The sequence below is a fragment of the Catenuloplanes sp. NPDC051500 genome (assembly GCF_044454585.1).
GTDB lineage: Bacteria > Actinomycetota > Actinomycetes > Mycobacteriales > Micromonosporaceae > Catenuloplanes.
In genome coordinates this window covers 104,257-123,815 of sequence record NZ_JBITDX010000001.1, presented here as the reverse complement: position 1 = coordinate 123,815, position 19,559 = coordinate 104,257, and the positions used below count along the sequence as shown (strand labels likewise).

Here is a 19,559-nt window from a genome sequence, read left to right as displayed (position 1 = left end):
GTACGGGGAGCCCGCCCACCCTGCTCTCAGAGGTCTTCGGCCCGCGCGTCGCGGTTACCGGCCGTTCCCCAGCCCTTCGTCGAGAGTGCGCCGGCGACCACGCGACCGTCGACGATCGTGGCGGTGACGCGGATGCTCAGCAGCGCGTCTGCCTCCACCGCGAGCGGGTCGCCGTCCAGGACCGCGAGGTCGGCCGGGTCGCCCACCCGCAGCCGCCCGGTGCCGGGCCCGCCGGTGATCCGGGCCGCACCGGTCGTGAACAGCGCCAGCGCCTCCGCCGCGGTGATCGCCTGCTCCGGTCCGAGCGGCGTGTCCCGCCCCCGCACCCGCCGGGTCCGCGCCTGCCACATGCCGTGCAGCGGCGAGATCGGCGGTCCCGGCCCGTCCGAACCCCCGCCCACCTCGACGCCCGCGTCAAGCCACGAGCGCAGCGGATTGGCGGCCGCCGCACGGTCCTCACCGAGCCGGTCGATCAGCCCGGCCCCGAAGTCCCACTGCAACGCCGGATGCGCTGACACCCGCACCCCGAGCCGCCGCGCCTGGCGCATCGCGTCCGGACCCGGGCCGAGATAGGCGTGGATCAGGTGAAAGCCAAGCCCCACGATCGGCGTCTCCGCGTCCACCTCGGCGAGCACGTCAAGCACCAGATCGATCGCGGCGTCACCGACCGCGTGCACGCCGGCGCCCCGACCGGCACGTGCCGCATCCCGGCAGTGCGCGAGCAGTTCCTCCCGGCTCAGCGTCTGATTGCCGTGGTACGGCGTCGAATCCTCCGTCGGCCACGGCATCGAATCCTGCGCCGGCCACGGCATCGAATTCTGCGCCGGCCACGGCGTGGAGAGCAGCGCGGTACCGAGCGAGCCGCCGCCGTCCAGGAAGATCTTGGTAGGCCCGCGCCGCAGCCGCTCCGGGTCCGCGCTCTCCAGACCACAGTCCCCGGCGGCCCGGTCCAGCTCGGCGAAGCTCACGCCGGCCGAGCCGAGCGGCATCGCGGTCACCCGGAGCCGCAGCGCGCCCGACCGAGCCGCCTCCGCGTACGCGCCGAGCTCCGCCGCGGCCACCGCCGGATCCATCGCTGTCGTGATGCCGTGCGCGAGGAGTTCACGCTGCCCCGCCTCGATCCACCGGAGGTGCTCCGCACGACCCGGCGGCGGCATGACGGCCCGGACCAGCGCCACCGCCGGATGCTCCACAAGCAGCCCGGTCGCCTCGCCCCGGGCGTCCCGCGCGATGCGACCACCCGCCGGATCCGGCGTGCCCGCGGTGATCCCCGCACGATGCAACGCGGTAGTGCTCACCAGCGCGTCATGCCCGCGCCGGTCCAGCAGCACACCGCGTCCCGGCGCGGCCTCCTCAAGCTCGGTGGCCGTGGGCAGGCGGCCTTCGGCGAGATCCCACGGATCCAGATCGTCGTCCGCCTCGATCCAGCCGTCACCGGGATGCGCGCCCGCGTGCTCCCGGATCCGCCGCCGCACCTCGCCGATCGAGGTGGCGCCGGTCAGCGAGACCCGCCCGGCGCGGCGCCCGGCCCAGAGCAGGTGCACATGACTGTCCACAAAGCCGGGAACCACAGTCCCGGCGACCATCACCTCGACAGTCCCGGCCGGCATCGCCTCGCGAACCTCCGCACGGCTCCCGACCGCCGCAAGCAGCCCGCCGGCGATCCCCACCGCCTCCGCCCGCGCCCCGTCCATCGTGATCACATTGCCGGCGATCACGAGTGCGTCGCTCACCGGCGTACCCACGCGGCTTGTGGTTCTGTATGTGGTTGTTGAGCGGTGGGTCATCGGAGGACTGCGGCCAGACCGTCGGCCCGGGGATCGCTCGCGCTGGCGAGGGCGCCCGCGGTCAGCCGGGCGACCTGGATGTGACCGGCGTCGTCATGCGGTCCGGCGGTGGACTCCACGACGAGATCAAGGGCTTCGGCGGTACGGGTGAGCGCGTCCACATCCGGCGTGCCCGGCTCGAGCAGCAGCGTGGGGACGTCGCGGCCGATCTCCCGGGCGCCGATGATCCAGCGGGGGCGGGCGAGCAGCGCGGCGAGGTCGTCCGAGTCGAGCACCGACGGCGCGACCTGGGCCAGGATCCAGGCCTGGGAGCGCCCGCCCTGGCAGCCGAGCGCCGCGATCCCGCCGTCCGCTGTGGTGGCGAGCGTGGGGCAGAGCGTGTGCGGCGGGCGCACCCCGGGCGCGATCCTGGCCGGATGCGCCGGGTCGAGACTGAACGACGAGCCGCGATTGTGCAGCACCAGCCCGGTGCCCGGCTCCAGCAGCCCGGAACCGAAGCTCTGGAAGACGCTCTGGATCAATGTGACCGCGTTGCCCTGCTCGTCCACGGCGGTGACCGCGACCGTGTCACCTGCCGGCTTGGGTCCCGTGTCGACGCCGGCGAACGCGCCCGGGGTGCGCAGCAGCAGCCCGTCCAGGTCGACCGGCCCGGTCCGCGGATCGCCGAGCAGCGCGTCGCGGGCCACCTGTGCCCGCCGTGCCTCGGTGAGCAGCGCGGCAGCGCCGCCTTCAGCGCCCGCGGCAGCGCCGTCTTCAGCGCCCGCGGCGGCTCCCGTGCCGGACGCGGCGCCCACGATGGCCAGGAACGTGGCTCCCTGGACCGGCGGGGGCGCCGCCGACCAGGTCACCTCGCCTACCGTCGTGGTGAGCGGCGTGGTCACCTCGGCCTGGTGTGCGGCCAGATCCGCGGCGGTGAGCGGGCTGCCGAGCGCGGCGAGCCCGTCCGCGAGCCGGTGTGCGAGGTGTCCCTTGTAGAACGCGCGCCAGTTCGCCCCGATCAGGCGCAGCGTCTCGGCCAGCGCGGGCTGCATCAGCGTGGTCACCGGCGAACCGGTCTCCGGGTCGAGAAGCAGCGCGGACAGGCCCGGGTCGGCGCGCACGCCGTCGAGGCGGCCGAGCACCGCGCGGTGGAGACCGGGACTGACCGGCACGCCGTTCTCGGCCAGGCCGATCGCGGGCGCAAGCAACGCGGCGAGCGGCATCGACGCGCCGAGGGACGCGATCGACGCCCAGCCCGCGACGACGCCGGGCACTGTCACGGTCTGCGGCCCGCCGAACGGCATCCGCTCGCCGGCCGCGCGAAGCGCCGGGATGTCCACGTTCGCGGCGGCGGCGCCGATCGACAGCACCGCCCGCGCCTCGCCGCCGGCCGGCCGCACGATCGCGACCAGGTCACCGCCGGCCGAGCATTGATGCGGGTAGGCCACTGTGAGTGCCGCCGCGGCCGCGAGCGCCGCATCGAACGCGTTGCCCCCGGCCGCGACCACCGCACGCGCCGCGTCCACGGCCGCCGGATGCGGCGCCGCCACCGCGACGCCGCCTGCCGTGACCACAACGCCGCTGCTCAGGGCGCTTGCGAGTCCGCTACCCGCCGTATCGCTGCCCTCGGCCGCCGCCGCACCGCGCGCGCCACCGGCGGCCGGGTCCGCTCCGGACATCAGGCGTCCCGCTTGATCAGGATGGCGCGGGTGAACGAGCCGTCCGCGTCCACAAGCTTGGTGGGCAGGCAGACCAGCTCGTACTCGCCGCCCGGCACCGCGTCCAGGTCCGCGTTCTCCAGGATGATCAGGCCGGCGCCGAGCAGCGCGTGGTGGGCGTCCCAGGTCTCGGTGAGCGTGTGGCTCTCGATTGTCAGGTAGTCGATGCCGATCAACAGGACGCCCTGCGCGATCAGCCACCGCGCGGCCTCGGGGGACAGCCCGACCCAGCTCTCCGCGCGGTCAGTGAGTTTGAGCGGCCCGGCCGAGTTCGTCGTCTTCAGCAGCACCCGCTCGTGCCCGGCGACGCCGGCCGCCTCCAGGTCGGCCACGGAGATGTCGCCGGTGACCGCTGTCGCGTCCACCACAAGCGCGGGCCCGACAAGCGTGTGCAGGTCGAGCTTGTCGACTGTGGTGGCGCCGTCGACGAAGTGCGCGGGCGCGTCCACGTGCGTTCCGGTGTGGGCGCCGAGCCGCCAGCGGGTCACGTTCGACGGGTCGCCGGCGGCAAGCGATTCGACGACCTCCACCTCGGGCTTGCGGCCCCAGTGCAGCATCTCCGGGTGGATCGGGAGCGTGATGTCGTAGATCTCCACTAGTGCACTCCTACGGGCGGTGGGCGGAGGACGGCCACGGTTCGCGGACGGCGGCGGCGATGGCGTTCGCGGTGGTGGTCACGCATCGCTCGAACTCGGATTTTCCATGCGAGGCGGAGGCGTCGGCCACGTCGCGGCCCCAGACGCCGGTCTCGCTTACCTGGTCCATCCGGTAGTCCCAGAACGAGTCGACGTCGAGGTGCGAGGTGGCGCGCTCCATCCGGACCAGGTCGGGGCGCAGGTGAAGCATGACCGAGGTCTCGAAGAAGTTCGCGTGCATCAGGCCGCGGCCGTAGTGCACGCGGCCGTTGACCTCCGGGCCCGGGTACATGGTGACGTAGGCGATGGAGCGCACCCGGGCGTCCTTGTGGCGTACCCGCAGCTTCTCGGCTGACACGTCGAGCGAGCCGCTGTTCCAGATGTGGCCGTTGAGCAGGATGAACTGCCGGACACCGCTGGCGTGAAGCGAGTCGATGACGTCCTCGACCAGGGCGATGAGCGTTTCCGGGCGCAGCGCGAGCGTGCCTGCGAAGTCGCCGTGCGAGCCGGACACGCCGTAGCCGAGCGTGGGGACGACCGGCACGCCGGTCAGCGCGGAGACGCCGAGCGCGACCTCCTCGCAGATCACGGTGTCCACGTTGAGCGGCAGGTGCGGCCCGTGCTGCTCGATCGCGCCGACCGGGATGATCACCGCGTCCAGGCGGTCGGCTGCGGCGCCGGCCTCGGGCCAGGTGAGCGTGTCCCACCGCACCGGCACGCCGGTCCCGCCGAGCTGCGCAGAGGAAAGATCAAGGTCATCCGTGGGTACGGACACAGCCTGCTCCTTTCGGGTGAAGCGTTACCACTGACGTCGTGACTTCTCGGGCAGCAGATCGAGCGCCCGGAACGACCCGATCGAGTCGTCCGCGGGCGAGGTCAGCCAGACCGTCGCGTCCGGCGCGTAGTCGCAGATCAGCTCGCGGCACACCCCACACGGCGCGATGATCCGGAACCGGCCGGCCGGCTTGATCTGCACGGACACCACCGCCTCCACGCTGGACAGCGCGACCCCGCCGGCCCGGGCGGCGCCGAGCGCGATCCCTTCCGCGCAGATCGAGCTGCGCCGGCAGGACCCCTCCAGGTGCACGCCGGTGAAGATCTCGCCGGAAGCGGTCCGCAGCGCGGTGGCGACCTCGTGCCGCCCGTCCACCCAGACGCGGTCAAGCAGTTCCTGGGCGCGCGACAGCAGCAGCCGGTCGGCGGCCGGCATCTGCGCCGGCGGGGTGACGTGGAGCGTCACAGTCCGAGGATCCGGGCCATGTTGCCGCCCTCGACGAGCGCGCGGTCCGTCTCGTCCGGCACGGCCTTGGCGATCTTCATCCGCTCCAGGTCGAAGTCGGAGCCGGGCCACTCGCTGCCGAGCAGGATCTTCGAGGCACCGAGCCGGGCGTAGGCGCGCCGGACGTCAGCGATAAGCGTCGCGGAGGTCTCCAGGTAGATGTGCGGGTTTCGCTCGGCCACGATGATCGCCTCGGGCACGTTCCAGACCGCACCCATGTGCGCGATGATCGTCGGCACGTCCGGGTGCCCCTTGGCGATCTCCTCGATCGCCAGCGGCGCGCAGAACGCGTCGTCAAGCGCGTTGATCAGGATCGGCATGCCCAGCTCGGCGCAGCGCGCGAACACCGGGTCGAGCAGGCCGTGGTCCGCGACGTGGTAGCCGTGCATGGACGGGTGCAGCTTCAGGCCGACGATGCCCAGGTCGCGCATGCGGGAGATCTCGTCGAGCGCGTCGTCCGCCTGCGGCATCACCTGGCCGAAGCCGAAGAGCCGGTCCGGGTGCGCCTTCACCAGCCCGGCGATGAAGTCGTTCTCGATCCGCTGGGCGAGCGAGCAGACCATGGCCAGGTCGACGCCGGCCGCGTCCATCCGGTCGAGGATGCGCTTCGGGTCGAACGGCGTGTACGGCGGCGGTGCCTGACCGGGCTTGGCACCGGTCAGGTAGTCGGAGCGCCCGCGGACGTCCTGCGTGGTGTTGTACGCGTCGATGATCATGCGGTGGTGCCTTTCGTGACGGGACCGACCGGGGCCGGCGCGGACGGTGCGGCGGCGATGGTCAGAAGTGGAAGGTGACAGCGGACCTGCCGGCCGGGCGCGACCTCGCGGAGCACCGGCGCTTCGACGCGGCACCTGTCGATCGCGTACCGGCAGCGGGTGTGGAACGTGCACCCCGGCGGCGGCGACGCCGGATCGGGCAGTTCGCCGGCCAACTCGATGCGCTCCCGGGCCGACCCCAGCGACGGCACCGAGGACAGCAGCGCCTCCCCGTAGGGATGCGCCGGCCCGGCGAAGAAGTCGTCCCGGGACGCGATCTCGATGATCTCGCCGAGGTACATCACCGCGATCCGGTCCGCGATGTGCTTGACCACGCCGAGGTCGTGCGAGATGAACAGCATGGTCAGGCCGCGGTCGCGGATCAGGTCGGTGAGCAGGTTGATCACCTGGGCCTGGATGGACACGTCAAGCGCGGAGACCGGCTCGTCCGCGACAACGAACCGCGGCGACGGCGCCAGCGCGCGGGCGATGCCGATCCGCTGCCGCTGCCCGCCGGAGAACTCGTGCGGCCGCCGCGAGCCGGCCTCCCTGCCGAGCCCCACCTGGTCGAGCAGATCGTCGACGGCCGCACGGGCCGCGGCGCGGGACAGGCCCCGGGCCCGCAGCATCGGCTCGGCGACGATGTCCGCGATGGTCCGGCGCGGGTTCAGCGACCCGAACGGGTCCTGGAAGACCATCTGAAGATCAGCGCGGGTACGCCTGAACACGGTCCCCCGCAGCCGCGTGATGTCCAGCCCGAGGTAGGTGATCGAGCCCGAGGCCGGCTCCGTGACGCGAAGCATGGCCCGCCCGAGCGTGGACTTCCCGCAGCCGGACTCGCCGACCAGCCCGAGCGTCTCGCCCTCGAAGATCTCCAGGTCCACGTCCCGGACCGCCCGGACCGTACGCCCGGCCGAGCCGTGGAACTCGACGCGCAGCTTCTCCACCTGCAGCAGCGGCGTGGGCTTCGCGATCACGGGGTCACCACCTGGGTCTCGGCGCCGGCCCGGGCCCGCACCCGGGCCGGCGCGTCCAGAAGACAGCGGTCGAGATGGCCCGGCTCGCCGTACCGCTGCAGCAGTTGTGGAATGTCGACGTCGCACCCGGAGGTGACGAACGCGCAGCGGGGCGCGAATGCGCAGCCGGACGGCCTGGAGACGCCGGTCAGCGGGCTGCCGGCGATCGCCGGGAGACGGTCCACGTGCGGTCCGTCGACGCGCGGGACGGAGTTCAGCAACGCCATCGTGTACGGATGCTGCGGGTGGAACAGCACCTCGTCCCGGGTGCCTTGCTCGATGACCCGGCCGGCGTACATCACCGCGACCCGGTCCGCGACCTCCGCGACCACGCCCAGGTCGTGCGTGATCAGCACGATCGTGGTGCCGTGCTCGGCCTGCAGGCGTTTGAGCAGCTTGAGTACCTGCGCCTGGATTGTCACGTCCAGCGCGGTGGTCGGCTCGTCCGCGATCAGCACTGCCGGGTCGTTCGCAAGCCCGATCGCGATCATGACGCGTTGCCGCATGCCGCCGGAGAGCTGGTGCGGGTACGCGCGGGCCGCCTGCGCCGGGTTCGCGATGCCGACCTCGCCGAGCAGCTCCTCCGCGCGCTTCCACGCGTCCCGCCGGCGCGCCTTGCGGTGCGTGCGGATCATCTCGGCGACCTGGTCGCCGACCTTCTGCGTCGGGTTCAGCGCCGCAAGCGCGTCCTGGAACACCACGGAGATGTCCTTGCCGCGCACGCCGCGCAGCTCCCTCTCGGACGCGGCGACCAGGTCCCGGCCGCCGAAGCGCACCTCGCCGCTGATGTGCGCGGCCGGGCCCCGGTTCAGGCCGACAAGGCTCATCGAGAGCGCGGACTTACCGGACCCCGACTCGCCGACCAGCGCCAGCAGCTCACCGGCGGCGAGGTCGAGGTCGATGCCGGCGACCGCGGGCAGCCGCCCGGCCGGCACGTCGAACTCCACCCGCAGATCGCGGATCTCCATCAGCGCGTTCACAGAGCCGTCCATGAGCGCGCTCACAGCGCCGCCAGGGCCGTCTCGATGAGCGCGACCACGTCTGCGGGCCGGACCCGCGGCGTGAAGTGGCTGCCCGGCACCTCGCTTGTGATCGCGTTCGCCCGCTTCGCCATGTCCCGCTGGATCTCGGTGCTCAGCGTCCTGTCCTGCGCCGCGACCAGGTACCAGGTGGGCTTGGTGCGCCAGGCGGGCGTACCCGTGGGCTGGGTGAAGATCCGGTTGTCGCTCTGGCGGGACTCGGCGTCCCAGACGCCGCGCTGGGCGACCGGCACGTCCCAGCCGATCTCGGCCCAGTACTCGTCGGTGTGCTCGGACTTCCACTCGCCGTTCGGGCCGCGGCGCATGTACTTCGAGACGCCGGCCGGGGGATAGCGCTCGACGATGCCGTTGACGGTCTCGCCCTCGTCCGGCGCGAACGCGGCCACGTAGACGAGTCCTTTCACGATCGGCGCCCGTCCCACGTTGGTGATCACCGCGCCGCCGTAGGAGTGGCCGACAAGCAGCACCGGCTCGCCGGCCCCCTCGGCCACCGCGAGCGTGTGCGCGACGTCGTCCTCCAGGGACGTCATCGGGTTGGTGACGAGCGTGAACGCGTGACCGGCGGCGGTCAGCAGCGGCGTGACCTCGGACCAGGTGGTCGGGGTCCCACCGGCGCCGTGAACGAGGACGATGTGCATGTGTCAGGCCTTCCGGAGCCGGGGGTCGAGCGCGAGGTAGAGGAGGTCCACGGCCACGTTGACAAGCGTGAACAGCAGCGCGATGGCGAGCGCGGCGCCCTGCACGATCGGGTAGTCGCGCTGCATGATGCCGTTGACAAGCAGGTTTCCGACGCCGGGATAGGAGAAGACGGTCTCCGTGATCACCGAACCGCCGAGCAGCGAGCCGAACTGCAGGCCGAGCACCGTGACGATCGGCAGCGACGAGTTCCGCAGCACGTGCCGGCGCATGATCGCGCCGCCGGACAGGCCCTTCATCCGCGCGGTCCGGACGAAGTCGTCGCTCAGCACCTCAAGCACCGACGCGCGCACGATCCGGGTGATGAACCCGGCCATCGACAGCGCAAGCGTGGTGGCAGGCAGGATCAGGTGCCGGATCCACGGCCAGACCAGCTCCGGCCGGTCCTGGAGGATCGCGTCAAGCAGCACGAAGTTGGTAAGCGGGTTGTAGTCGAGCGCGTTCGGCAGCCGGCCGATGACCGGCAGCCAGCGCAGCCACACGCCGAAGACGACGATGGAGAGCACGCCGAGCGCGAACCAGGGCAGCGAGAAGCTGACCGTGCCGATCGCGCGGGTGGTGGTGTCGATCCAGGTGTCCTTGCGCAGCGCCGCGATCACGCCGGTGACCATGCCGAGCAGCACCGCGATCAGCATCGCGGCGACTGTCAGCTCGATCGTGGCCGGCAGCGCCTCGCCGAGCAGCTTCGTGATGTCGTTGCCGCCGTAGAACGAGCGGCCCAGGTCAAGCGTGAGCACATCGCGGAGGTACGTCGTGTACTGATCCGCGAGGGACTCGTTCAGGCCGAGCACCTCGTTGATCCGCTCCTCGTTCTCCGCGATCTCCTCCGCCGTGGACTGGCTGGCCGCGCCGCCGCCGACCGCGAGCGAGGTGGCAGGCGAGCCGGGAAGCAGGCGCATCGCGATGAAGACCATCGTGGCAAGCACAAGCATCACGAGCGGGACAGCGGCAAGCCGCTTCAGGACCAACCAGGGGGTACGGGTCACCGTGATCCTCTCGGGTCGAGCGCATCCCGTAGGTCGTCACCGACGAAGTTGCACGCCACCACGAAGATCAGCGTCGCCGCGGCCGGCAGCACCACGAGCCGGGGCGCGCTGTAGAGGAACTCCTGGCCGGCCTGCACCATGTATCCCCAGTCCGGTGTCGGGGGCTGGATGCCCAGCCCGAGGTAGGAGAGTCCGGCGGCGAACCCGGCCGCGACCGAGAGCGTCATGACCACCTGGGCGAGCATCGGCCCGGCGATGTTCGGCAGGATCTCCTGCACGAGGATCCGCGGGCTGCGGGTGCCGCCGAGCTTCGCGGCCAGCACGTAGTCGCGGCGGGCCTCGCGGGCCGCCAGCGCGCGGGCCAGCCGGGCCAGGCCGGGCGCGAGCGCGACGCCGATGCCTACCACCAGGCTGCCCACGCCGGGCCGCCAGGCGGAGACGATCAGGATGATCAGCAGCATCGACGGGAACGCGAGCGCCAGGTCCATGCCGCGCATCAGCACCCACTCGATCCACCGGCCGGCGTAGCCCGCGACCAGCCCGATGCCGATGCCGGCCACCGCGGCCAGCGCGGTGGAGAGGAACGCGACGAGCAGCAGCGGCCGGGCGCCGTGCACCATCCGGGCCAGTTCGTCGCGGCCCAGGTCGTCGGTGCCCAGCAGGTGCCCGGACGCGCCGAGCGGGAGCAGCGTGTCGTTGGTCCCACGGGCCGGGTCCGCACCGACCACAAGCGGGCCGAACGCGGCCACGAGCACGAACAGCGCCACGATCACCCAGGAGCCGGCGGCGAGCGGGCCACGCCCGAGCCTCCGCGTCCGGAAGGCGCGGAGGCGGGACGGCGTGGTGGCCAGGTCAGACACTCGCGTTTTCCATGTAGCAGCGGTGGCTGCCGAGGGCCTTCCAGTTCAGGCCCTGGACGTTCTTGCCGCTGACCGCCGGGTTCGCGGCAGTGACAAGCATGGAGAGCGTCATATATTTGGTGGCCCACTCGCGCTGGATCTCGCTGTAGCGGGCCTTGCGGGCGCCCACGTCCGCGATGGTCTTCGCCTCGAACAGCTTGTCCGCGTACTCCGCGGATCCGTCGAGTGTCTTGAAGCCGGAGATGAAGTCGCCGTAGACGCCGGACGGCCGGGCCAGCGAGCCGATCATGTCGTCCGCGTCCGGGTAGTAGCCGTTGCGCTCCCAGATCATGATGTCGTGGAACTGGTCCTCCGGGTTCAGCAGCCTGTTGAAGTAGGCGGCCGGGTCGACCGAGTCGCTCTCCACCTTCAGGCCGATGTCGGTCAGGTTCTGCGCGATGATCTGCGCGGCCTTCGGGTGCCAGCTGTCGCTCGCGGCCATCAGGCGGACCGTGCGGCCGGTGGCGCCGGCGGCCGTGATCAGCCGCTTCGCCTCCTCGATGTTCGTGGCGCTGAGGTCGGCGAGCGCGGCATCGTAGGCGTCCTGGCCCGGCGGGATCGTGTAGCCGTCCGGAAGCACTGCCGCACCGAAGAACGCCTGCGCGATCAGCGCCTGCCTGTCGACCGCCATGTTGATCGCCTTGCGCACGTCAAGCTCGGGGATCCGGCGGACGTCCATCATCAGGAACGCGTCGAAGCTCTTCGGCGTGTCGTACACAGTGATGCCGTCGTCCTTGCGCAGTTGCTCAAGCGCGGAGTACGGCGTGAACTGGGTGGCCCCGATGTCGCCGGAGAGCAGCGAGCTGACGATCGTCGACGGGTCGGTGACCTGCTGGAGCACAAGCCTGTCGATCGGCGCCCGGCCCTTGTACCAGCCGTCGAAGGCGGCGAGCGTGATGTTCTGGCCGGAGGTCGCGGAGACGAGCGCGAACGGTCCGGTGCCGACCAGGTTCTTGCCGATCTCCTTGCCGTGCTTCTCAAGCGCGGCCTTGGAGATGATCCGGGCGCCGATGTCGGAGAGCCGGCCGAGCAGCGTGCGGTCCGGCTTCTTCAGCACGAAGACCACCGTGCCCGCGTCCGGCGCGGTGAGCGACGCGACGTTCGTGCCCATGCTGTTCAGCGGCCGGGACGCGCCCTCGGGCAGTGTGGGGTCGTCCTTGTTGAACTGCCGGTTCAGGCTGGCCAGCACGTCCGCCGAGGTGAACGCGGTCCCGTCGTGGAACGTGACACCTTTGCGCAGCGTGAACGTGTACGTCAGCTGGTCCTCGGAGACGGTCCAGCTCTCCGCCATGTCCGGCTTCGGCTCGGTGGTCTCGTAGTCGATGAACGTCAGGCCCCGGCAGATGCAGTCGACGGCCATCCAGTCGCCGAGCGTGGTGTAGAACGCCGGGTCGTTGACCGCGCTGGTGCCGTCGATCGCGAGGGTGAGCGTGCCGCCGGTCTTGCCGCCGCTCTCCCCCTCCTCGGAGGCGATGCCGCAGGCCGCGAGCAGGTTGGTGAATCCAGCGCCCAGGCCGAGGAGGGCCGCGCCGCGCAGTATGTTTCGCCGGGAGACTGTGTTCGTCATGTGGATAGCTCCTTGGCCTGCCGAGGGGTGGTATTAAAGTTCAGCTATTTGGGATTTCATTCCGCTTGGATTGGATCCAATCCTGAGGGTCGACCGCTGCGGGCGCGTATCGCGTTTGTGAACAAGGTGTGTCGCCGACCCCGCGATGCACGGTCATGAGCAGCAGGAATCGTCCCCGTGGCCGGAGGCCGGGTCGGGGATGTCGAGCGCGGGATTGCGGTCGAAGAAACCGTCCGGCTCCAGCACCAGGTGGATCGCCTCGACAGGCATCACCGGCCACTGCTCAGGCCGCGGCAGGTGGTGTACGCCGAGCACCGGCCAGACCACGAGCGGCACGCCGTCGATCGAACGCTCCTGACGCTGCCAGACGTGCACGCCGTCCTCGCCCGGCGCCGCGTGGTTCGGGTACTGGCCGCCGATGAACTGCTCGTTCTCCGCGTACGGCGTGGCCCAGACGTGCTCGTGGATGAACGGCGCCCGAGTCGCCATCACGGACTCCGGCAGGCCGAAACTGCGCGTGGTGTTCGGGATGACAAGCCGGTACGCGGTCGGATCGCCGTACCGGTTCGTCGCGGAGGCCGACTCGATCCGCCAGTGCCGCGCGCTGCCCGGGTCGTTGCGCTGCGCGGTCTCCACGGTCAGCGGCTCCCGCACGTAGCGGACCGCGTTGCCGTAGGGATTGAGTGCCGGGTCAGGCTCCGTCTCCGCGTGCTCCTCGACCAGCCGGTTCAGCTCGCCGTCGATCGCGGTGTCCAGCCGGATGCCGAAGTAGTGCTGGTGGATCGGCGTCTGCACGCCCTTCGAGACGATCCGGCCGTACGGCGCCTCCTCGCCCTCGTTGATTCCGGAGGCGGAGAGCATGCCTGTCAGCTTCACCTCCAGCTCGATCCGGCCGTCCTGGTAGAGCGTCCAGTAGAAGCCGTAGTCGTAGTTCGCCACGGTCTGGAAGTTGGAGATGATCAGGCGGCGGGACCGGCGCACCTCGCTGACGCCGCGGCGCAGGTCGTTGTGCTTCCAGAGGATGCTGGCGTCCTCCTCGTGCATGCAGACCGCGTTCTTCGTCGTCACCGGCTCGCCGTACCCGCCGAGGTGGGTGCCGTCGAAGTAGTGGATGACGCCGAGGCAGTCGCAGCCGAGCGCGAGCGAGTTGGTGAGCGGGCCGGCGCCGTACTCGCCCCAGTCGAAGAAGTTCTTCCGGTACTGGGTGGAGTTCGAGTCGAGGTAGGGCACGTACATCTCGTTGCAGGCCGCGCGCTTGAGCACGGACCGGCCCAGGAACTCCAGGTCGTAGAGGACCAGGCCCTCGCGGTGGGTGAAGCCGACCCGGAACGTCCAGCCCTGCCAGTCGACCTTCCAGCCGTCGACGGAGTAGCTCGGGCCGTCCTTCTGCACCACGTCGAACGGCTTCAGGCCCGGCCGGTCCGGGCCCCAGGCACCGGCGCTGATCGGGCCGGCCTCGTCGGAGACCGGGATGACGCCGTGGTCCTCGACCTCAAGGACCTCCATGGTGTGCATGTCGATGATCGGCACCACGCCCTGCACCGGGCGGGCGTAGCCGTTGTCGTCCTCGGTGGTGCGGTGCCAGACCGTACCCCAGGTGATTCTTCTGCCGTGGTATTTGTCCGGTTCGAAACCGCCCATCGACTCCGCGTCGACCATGACGAGCGAGACATCGTGGATGCCACGCCGCGCCAGGACCTCCTGGAACAGCGGGCTCTCCCGGCACGCCCGCGCCGCGGCGCGGGCCTCGTCCGAGGTGATGCCGGGGCGGCGCGGATCGATCGGCCGCCAGTCGGTGGCCGACGCGGACGAGGCGTCGAGCAGGATGTCGATCTCCCAGGCGCCGGCGCCGTCGATCCGCATGCCGACGAGCGTCAGCCGGACGCCGCTGCTCTCGCCCGCGACCACCCGGCGGGCGTGCGCCTCGTCGAGCGTGGCGCCCCAGAACCGGGCCGGGTCGCCGAGCCGGCCGTCCGCACGCGCGACAGCTACCGCACGGGCGATCTCGTCGGCGGTGGGCGGGTCGAGCGGGTGCGAGCGAAGGGACCGTCCGCCGTCATCGGGCGTGGTGTGGCAGGCGCTCATCGGCGGCTCCTGTCTTTCCGGGTGATACGTGCTGACCATACGAGAATGTTGGATACGAGCATAAGTCTTTTGGATCCAAAACTACGGTGGACCGCATCCACGTGCGGCGTGCGGCTTGCTATGGTGACGCCTGCCCCCACCCCAGGCCTTCCTCCAGACGAGGACACGATGGACGTCTCTGAACCCAGCGCGGGCAGCGCGCTCGTCGACGACACCGCCGCCGCCATCCGGGCACGGATCATGTCCGGCGAGATCCCGATCGGCGCGCAGCTGCGGCAGGCCGAGCTGGCCAAGACGCTCGGCGTCAGCCGCACCCCCGTCCGTGAGGCGCTGCGCCAGCTGCAGACCGGCGGCCTGATCGAGGTCGTGCCGAACCGCGGCGCGATCGTCCGCGTCCCGGCGCCGTGGGAGGTCCGGGAGGCGTACGAGGTGCGCGCCGAACTGGAGGGCCTGTCCTGCGAGCGGGCGGTGCGCCGGCTGACCCGCGACTCGCTCGCGGAACTGCGCGAGACGAACGAGCTGCTCCGCCCCGGCGACGCCCCGCCGAACGCGGCCTCGCACGCGGCGAACGACAGGTTCCACACGCTGATCCACCAGATCGCCGGGAACGAGCGGCTGGCCAAGGTGATCAAGGAGATAAACGAGGCGTTCCCGCGCAACGTCTCCGCGCTTGTGCTGCAGGAACATCCCCGCCACCGCGACGACAACTTCGCCGAGCACGAGCGGATCCTGGCCGCGCTCGCCGCCGAGGACGCGGAGACGGCCCGGCGCGAGATGCTCCAGCACGTGCTCAACGCGGGGGAGCAGCTGGCCCGCTGGTACGAACGCCGCTCCGCCACCGTCTTCAAGGGCTGACCGCCCGGCGACATTAGGCCGACCCGCCGAGTGCCGGCCCATCGAGTGCCGGCCCATCGAGTGCCGGCTCGCCGAGTGCTGGCCCGCCGAGTGCTGGCCCATCGAGTGCCGGCCCGGCCGCATTTGGTCCGCCCAGCTCCGCCGGCGCGAGGAAGCCGAGATCCGGGCGTTCCTTGCCGAGCGCGAGATCGGCAAGCGCCGCCCCGATCGCCGGCCCGAACTTGAACCCGTGCCCCGAGCAGGCCGCCGCCACGAGCACCTGCGGCGTGTCCGGCAGCGCACCCACGGCGAACCGGTTCCGCGGCGCCATCGTGTACCGGCATGACACCGAGTCGACCACGTCCCCGTCGGCCGCGGGCAGGAATCGGCGCGCGTGTACAAGCAGCTCAGCGGCCTCCGCGGCGGTCACCGGCGTCTGCGGTCGGCGGGGATCGTCGTCCGGCCCGTGATCCAGTCCGATCTTGAGGGCGGCACCGCCGAACGCGGGCAGCCCGTAGAGCAGCCCGACGCCCGGGATCTCGATCGAGAACGGCCCGAGCCGCGGCGCGGACACCCGGGACACGTCCGACGCGCCCACGTGGATGTTGACGATCCGCACCACACGCAGCAGGCCGTGCAGCGACGGGACGAGCGTGCCGGTCCACGGCCCGGCCGCGATCACCAGGCGGTGCGCGCGCAGCACGCCGTCCTCGGTGCGCACCGCCACGCCGTCCCCGTCGGTCTCCCACCCCAGAACCCGCACGCCGGTACGCCGTTCCGCGCCGGCCGCGAGCGAGAGTTCCCGAAGCGACCGCATGGTGGCGGCCGCGTCAAGCACGCCGGCGGCCGGGTCGTAGACCGCGGTGAACCCGTCGCCGAGCCGCAGGCCGGGAAAGAGCTGTGCGGCCCGCGCGGCGTCCACGGCCTCGACCGCAGGACCGCGCAGCCCCGGTGTGCCGTCCGCCGCCGGCCGCGCGTAGAGGCCGCCGGTCGTGGTGAGCAGCGTCGTACCGGCCGCCTCGGACAGCTCCGACCAGGCAAGATAGGCGCGGTCGACAAGCTCGTCCCAGATCGGGTTGGGATAGGCGCGCCGGATCATGCGGAGGTGGCCGTGCGACGACCCCTCGGTGTGCCCGTCCGCGAACTGCTCCAGCTGGACCACGCTCGCGCCCTGCCGGGCCAGGTTCCAGGTGGTCGCGCTGCCGTGCACCCCGGCGCCGACCACGATCACGTCGGCCCGGGATCCCGGCCTGATGAAGGCCGGCATGGAGACGGAGGTCCCCAGGGCGCTCGTCAACGCCGAGATGTCGGATTCGTCGTTGTAGACGTGCACGGACGCCCGCACCACCGACTCCAGGCCACGACGACCCAGATCCCACTGCCCGTGGTGGTCCGGCACCGAGGTCACGTGCACGCCTGCCGCGCGCAGGCGGCGTACCGTGTCGACAGGCCTTTCGCCGTTGACGACGAACGTTACGATCGCCCCGCCGGACGCGCCAGGGTCCGTGAGCGACACGCCCCTCACCGACGCCAGCGCGGTCCTCAACGACGACGCAAGCCCTGACGTGTACGACGCGATCTCGGAAACGCCCAGGTCCAGCGCCTCACGCAGCGCGGTCCCGAGCCCGAGCCGCAGCGCGTGCGCGGTCTCCCAGGTCTCGAACCGCCGCGCGCAGTCCGTCACCTCGTAGCCGTCCGCGCTGCTCCAGACCGCGCCGCGCACGTCCGGATGCGGCGGCCGAAGCAGCTCACGGATGCGCGGTGACGCGTAGAGCAGCCCGGTGCCGCGCGGCCCGCGCAGGAACTTCCGCCCGGTCCCGACCGCCAGGTCCACGCCGAGCGCGCCCAGATCAAGCGGCAGCTGGCCGAGCGACTGCACCGCGTCGAGCAGCAGCGGCACGCCCGCCGCGTTCGTCAGCGCGGCCACCTCGGCCACCGGCTCGACCAGCCCGGACGACGTCGGTACGTGCGCGATCGTGACCAGGCGTGCGGGACTGCGCAGCGCCTTCTCAAGCGCGTCCAGGTCCACCGTGCCGTCCGGCGCGCACGGCAGCACCTCGACAATCACGCCCTGCGTCTCCCGCAGCCGGAACAGGTGGATCGCGGAGCTGACATAGCTGGACGCGGCCGCCAAAATCCGGTCCCCCGGCCGGAACGAAATCGCATCCATCGCCGCATGCCAGGCCACTGTCGCACTCTCGGTAAGCGCGATGTCCTCCGCCGCACCGCCGACCAGCCGCGCCGCAAGCGCATACACCTCCTCATGCCGTTCCCGCGCCGCCTCCGCCGCCTCATAGCCGCCGATCCGCGCCTCAAGCCGCAGATGCGCGATCACCGTCCCGAACACGGCATCACTCGGCAACGCCGCCCCCGCCGCATTGAAATGCCGCGCATGCCGCATACCAGGCGTCGCCGCCCGCAGCGCCACCGGATCGAGGCGCATCACAACGCCCCCTTGGATGTCAAACCCACCACATTGGATCCAATCGATCTCAAAACCCCATTAGCCATTTCCCCGCCCCCCACAACCCGGCCCCACCCAAGACGCGGCCACCCGAGACGCTCTTCATGGCGCCCCCCGCCCCCGCGTCCCGCCTCCACAGCCCGTCCTCGCAGCCCGCCCCCGCTTTTTGCTGCAGTTTCCCCCGACCCACGCGGATGGTGACCGCCCACGCGAGACGCGTTCGACCAGAGATGACGGACGATCTTCAGACACGCTCTTCGTCTGAAGCTCGTCTGTCATCGCCGGGAGTGGCGGCGAGCCCGGAGGAGCGAAGCGACGACCATCAAACACAGCGGCGAGCCCGGAGGAGCGAAGCGACGACCAGAATTACAGCGACGACCAAAATTAGAGAGCGACGACTACGCCCTTTCGCTCGCAGAAGGAGTGCAGGGCCTCGTCGCCGAGGTCGCGGCCGAGACCGGAGTCGCCCACGCCGCCGAAGGACAGCGCCGGATCGAAGATGTTGTAGGTGTTCACCCAGACGGTTCCGGCGTGCAGGCGTGACGCCATCCGGTGCGCACGCGACAGGTCCCGTGTCCATACTCCGGCCGCCAGCCCGTACGGCGTGTCGTTGGCGATCTGGACCGCCTCGTCCTCGTCCTCGAACGCGATCACGCCGGTCACCGGCCCGAAGATCTCTTCGCGCGCGATCGTCATGTAGTTGGTGACGCCTGTGAACAGCGTCGGCTCGACGAAGTAGCCGGGCCGGTCCGGCACGCCGCCGCCGGCCGCGACAGTCGCGCCCTCGGCCCGGCCCTTCTCGATGTAGGAGAGCACGATCTGCCGCTGTTCCTCGGAGACCAGCGGCCCGACCGAGATCCCGCCGTCCAGCCCGTTGCCGACCGGCACGCGTCTGGTGGCCTCGGACAGTCGAGACACCATCTCGTCAAGGATCGACCGCTGTACCAGCAGCCGGCTGCCGGCCGTGCACATCTGCCCGGAGTGCCCGAACGACGCGCGCATCGCGGTGGCTGTGGCGGCGTCGAGGTCCGCGTCCGCGAACACGATGTTCGGGCTTTTGCCGCCCAGTTCAAGCGTGAGTCGTTTGGTGGTGGCCGCGGCCGAGACCATCACCCGGCGGCCCACCTCGGTCGAGCCGGTGAACGACACTTTCGCCACGCCGGGGTGGGCGACAAGCGCCGCGCCGGTACGGCCGTCGCCGGTCAGGACGTTGAGCACGCCTGTGGGCAACCCGGCCTCCTCGCAGAGCGCGGCAAGCCGGAGCATGGTCAGCGGTGTCTGCTCGGCCGGCTTGACCACCACTGTGCAGCCCGCGGCGAGCGCGGGCGCGAGCTTGTGCGCGGCCGTCATGATCGGGAAGTTCCAGGGCAGGATCAGCGCGGCCACGCCTACCGGTTCCAGCACTGTGTAGACGTGGTGGGCGCCGCCGTCGATCGGGACGACGGTGCCGGTCAACCGGCCGGGCGCGCCCGCGAAGTGCCGGAAGTCCTTTGCGGAGAACGCGGTGTCGGCCCGGGAGCGCTCGATCGGCTTGCCGTTGTCCCGGGTCTCCAGGACGGCCAGCTCCTCCAGGTTCTCCTCGATCAGGTCCGCGATCCGGGTCAGGATCCGGGTGCGCTCGATCGGCGGCAGCCCGGACCAGCGGCGGTCCGCGTGCGCGGTCGCGGCGGCCGTCACCGCGGCGTTGACGTCCTCGTCGGTGGCCTGGGCGACAGTGGTGAGCACCTCGCCGTTCGACGGATCGATGACCGGGAACGTCTCCCGGTCGCCGGCGGTGATCCACTCGCCGTCGATCAGGAAGGGTTCGAGCTGGCGCATG

At 71.3% G+C, this 19,559-nt stretch carries 16 protein-coding genes; 1 reads left to right on the top strand and 15 read right to left on the bottom strand.

Annotated elements, in window-relative coordinates:
* Positions 1 to 26: 26 nt before the first annotated feature.
* The 13 genes from ACIA8K_RS00465 to ACIA8K_RS00405 form a co-directional block, all read right to left on the bottom strand.
* Positions 27 to 1,733 (bottom strand): amidohydrolase, encoded by a 1,707-nt coding sequence (locus ACIA8K_RS00465; protein WP_396053371.1) that lies wholly within the window; start codon positions 1,731 to 1,733, stop codon positions 27 to 29.
* A gap of 50 nt (positions 1,734 to 1,783) precedes the next feature.
* Positions 1,784 to 3,445 (bottom strand): gamma-glutamyltransferase, encoded by a 1,662-nt coding sequence (locus ACIA8K_RS00460; RefSeq protein WP_396053369.1) that lies wholly within the window; start codon positions 3,443 to 3,445, stop codon positions 1,784 to 1,786.
* A complete protein-coding gene (locus tag ACIA8K_RS00455; RefSeq protein ID WP_396053367.1) occupies positions 3,445 to 4,080 on the bottom strand; it encodes a cyclase family protein in 636 nt (211 codons plus the stop codon). The genes ACIA8K_RS00460 and ACIA8K_RS00455 overlap by 1 nt, the downstream gene beginning before the upstream one ends.
* Positions 4,081 to 4,090: 10 nt before the next feature.
* Positions 4,091 to 4,894, bottom strand: a complete 804-nt coding sequence (locus ACIA8K_RS00450; protein ID WP_396053365.1) for a creatininase family protein — start codon at positions 4,892 to 4,894, stop codon at positions 4,091 to 4,093.
* A gap of 24 nt (positions 4,895 to 4,918) precedes the next feature.
* Positions 4,919 to 5,359, bottom strand: a complete 441-nt coding sequence (locus ACIA8K_RS00445) for a hypothetical protein (RefSeq protein WP_396053363.1) — start codon at positions 5,357 to 5,359, stop codon at positions 4,919 to 4,921.
* Positions 5,356 to 6,114, bottom strand: coding sequence for an amidohydrolase family protein (locus tag ACIA8K_RS00440; RefSeq protein ID WP_396053361.1), 759 nt, complete (start codon positions 6,112 to 6,114; stop codon positions 5,356 to 5,358). Before ACIA8K_RS00440 ends, ACIA8K_RS00445 begins: the two co-directional genes overlap by 4 nt.
* Entirely contained in the window at positions 6,111 to 7,130 is a 1,020-nt protein-coding gene (locus ACIA8K_RS00435) for an ABC transporter ATP-binding protein (protein ID WP_396053359.1), read from the bottom strand. The genes ACIA8K_RS00440 and ACIA8K_RS00435 overlap by 4 nt, the downstream gene beginning before the upstream one ends.
* The gene (locus tag ACIA8K_RS00430; RefSeq protein ID WP_396053357.1) at positions 7,127 to 8,161 is read right to left on the bottom strand and encodes an ABC transporter ATP-binding protein; all 1,035 of its coding nucleotides are present in this window, start codon (positions 8,159 to 8,161) and stop codon (positions 7,127 to 7,129) included. Before ACIA8K_RS00430 ends, ACIA8K_RS00435 begins: the two co-directional genes overlap by 4 nt.
* An 8-nt stretch (positions 8,162 to 8,169) precedes the next feature.
* Positions 8,170 to 8,847 (bottom strand): alpha/beta fold hydrolase, encoded by a 678-nt coding sequence (locus tag ACIA8K_RS00425; RefSeq protein WP_396053355.1) that lies wholly within the window; start codon positions 8,845 to 8,847, stop codon positions 8,170 to 8,172.
* Between the two features lie 3 nt (positions 8,848 to 8,850).
* The gene (locus ACIA8K_RS00420) at positions 8,851 to 9,891 is read right to left on the bottom strand and encodes an ABC transporter permease (protein WP_396053353.1); all 1,041 of its coding nucleotides are present in this window, start codon (positions 9,889 to 9,891) and stop codon (positions 8,851 to 8,853) included.
* The gene (locus ACIA8K_RS00415; RefSeq protein ID WP_396053351.1) at positions 9,888 to 10,751 is read right to left on the bottom strand and encodes an ABC transporter permease; all 864 of its coding nucleotides are present in this window, start codon (positions 10,749 to 10,751) and stop codon (positions 9,888 to 9,890) included. Before ACIA8K_RS00415 ends, ACIA8K_RS00420 begins: the two co-directional genes overlap by 4 nt.
* Positions 10,744 to 12,357 (bottom strand): ABC transporter substrate-binding protein, encoded by a 1,614-nt coding sequence (locus ACIA8K_RS00410; protein ID WP_396053349.1) that lies wholly within the window; start codon positions 12,355 to 12,357, stop codon positions 10,744 to 10,746. The genes ACIA8K_RS00415 and ACIA8K_RS00410 overlap by 8 nt, the downstream gene beginning before the upstream one ends.
* A 153-nt stretch (positions 12,358 to 12,510) precedes the next feature.
* Positions 12,511 to 14,442, bottom strand: coding sequence for a primary-amine oxidase (locus ACIA8K_RS00405; RefSeq protein ID WP_396053347.1), 1,932 nt, complete (start codon positions 14,440 to 14,442; stop codon positions 12,511 to 12,513).
* A gap of 168 nt (positions 14,443 to 14,610) precedes the next feature.
* On the opposite strand from ACIA8K_RS00405, the gene ACIA8K_RS00400 reads away from it, so the two are divergent.
* On the top strand, positions 14,611 to 15,297 hold the full coding sequence (locus ACIA8K_RS00400; protein WP_396053345.1) for a GntR family transcriptional regulator: 687 nt from the start codon (positions 14,611 to 14,613) through the stop codon (positions 15,295 to 15,297).
* Between the two features lie 13 nt (positions 15,298 to 15,310).
* Here the strand turns inward: ACIA8K_RS00400 and solA are convergent, their stop codons facing one another.
* Both solA and ACIA8K_RS00390 read right to left on the bottom strand, forming a co-directional pair.
* The gene (solA, locus tag ACIA8K_RS00395; RefSeq protein WP_396053343.1) at positions 15,311 to 17,719 is read right to left on the bottom strand and encodes an N-methyl-L-tryptophan oxidase; all 2,409 of its coding nucleotides are present in this window, start codon (positions 17,717 to 17,719) and stop codon (positions 15,311 to 15,313) included.
* Positions 17,720 to 18,124: 405 nt separating this feature from the next.
* Entirely contained in the window at positions 18,125 to 19,558 is a 1,434-nt protein-coding gene (locus ACIA8K_RS00390; protein WP_396053341.1) for an aldehyde dehydrogenase family protein, read from the bottom strand.
* Position 19,559: the final 1 nt, after the last annotated feature.

Coding starts and splice junctions, on each gene's coding strand:
- ACIA8K_RS00460 (WP_396053369.1), bottom strand. CDS start 3,445: ATGTCCGGAGCGGACCCGGCCGCCGGTGGCGCGCGCGGTGCGGCGGCG.
- ACIA8K_RS00440 (WP_396053361.1), bottom strand. CDS start 6,114: ATGATCATCGACGCGTACAACACCACGCAGGACGTCCGCGGGCGCTCC.
- ACIA8K_RS00400 (WP_396053345.1), top strand. CDS start 14,611: ATGGACGTCTCTGAACCCAGCGCGGGCAGCGCGCTCGTCGACGACACC.
- ACIA8K_RS00430 (WP_396053357.1), bottom strand. CDS start 8,161: ATGGACGGCTCTGTGAACGCGCTGATGGAGATCCGCGATCTGCGGGTG.
- ACIA8K_RS00405 (WP_396053347.1), bottom strand. CDS start 14,442: ATGAGCGCCTGCCACACCACGCCCGATGACGGCGGACGGTCCCTTCGC.
- ACIA8K_RS00410 (WP_396053349.1), bottom strand. CDS start 12,357: ATGACGAACACAGTCTCCCGGCGAAACATACTGCGCGGCGCGGCCCTC.
- solA (WP_396053343.1), bottom strand. CDS start 17,719: ATGCGCCTCGATCCGGTGGCGCTGCGGGCGGCGACGCCTGGTATGCGG.
- ACIA8K_RS00390 (WP_396053341.1), bottom strand. CDS start 19,558: ATGCGCCAGCTCGAACCCTTCCTGATCGACGGCGAGTGGATCACCGCC.
- ACIA8K_RS00425 (WP_396053355.1), bottom strand. CDS start 8,847: ATGCACATCGTCCTCGTTCACGGCGCCGGTGGGACCCCGACCACCTGG.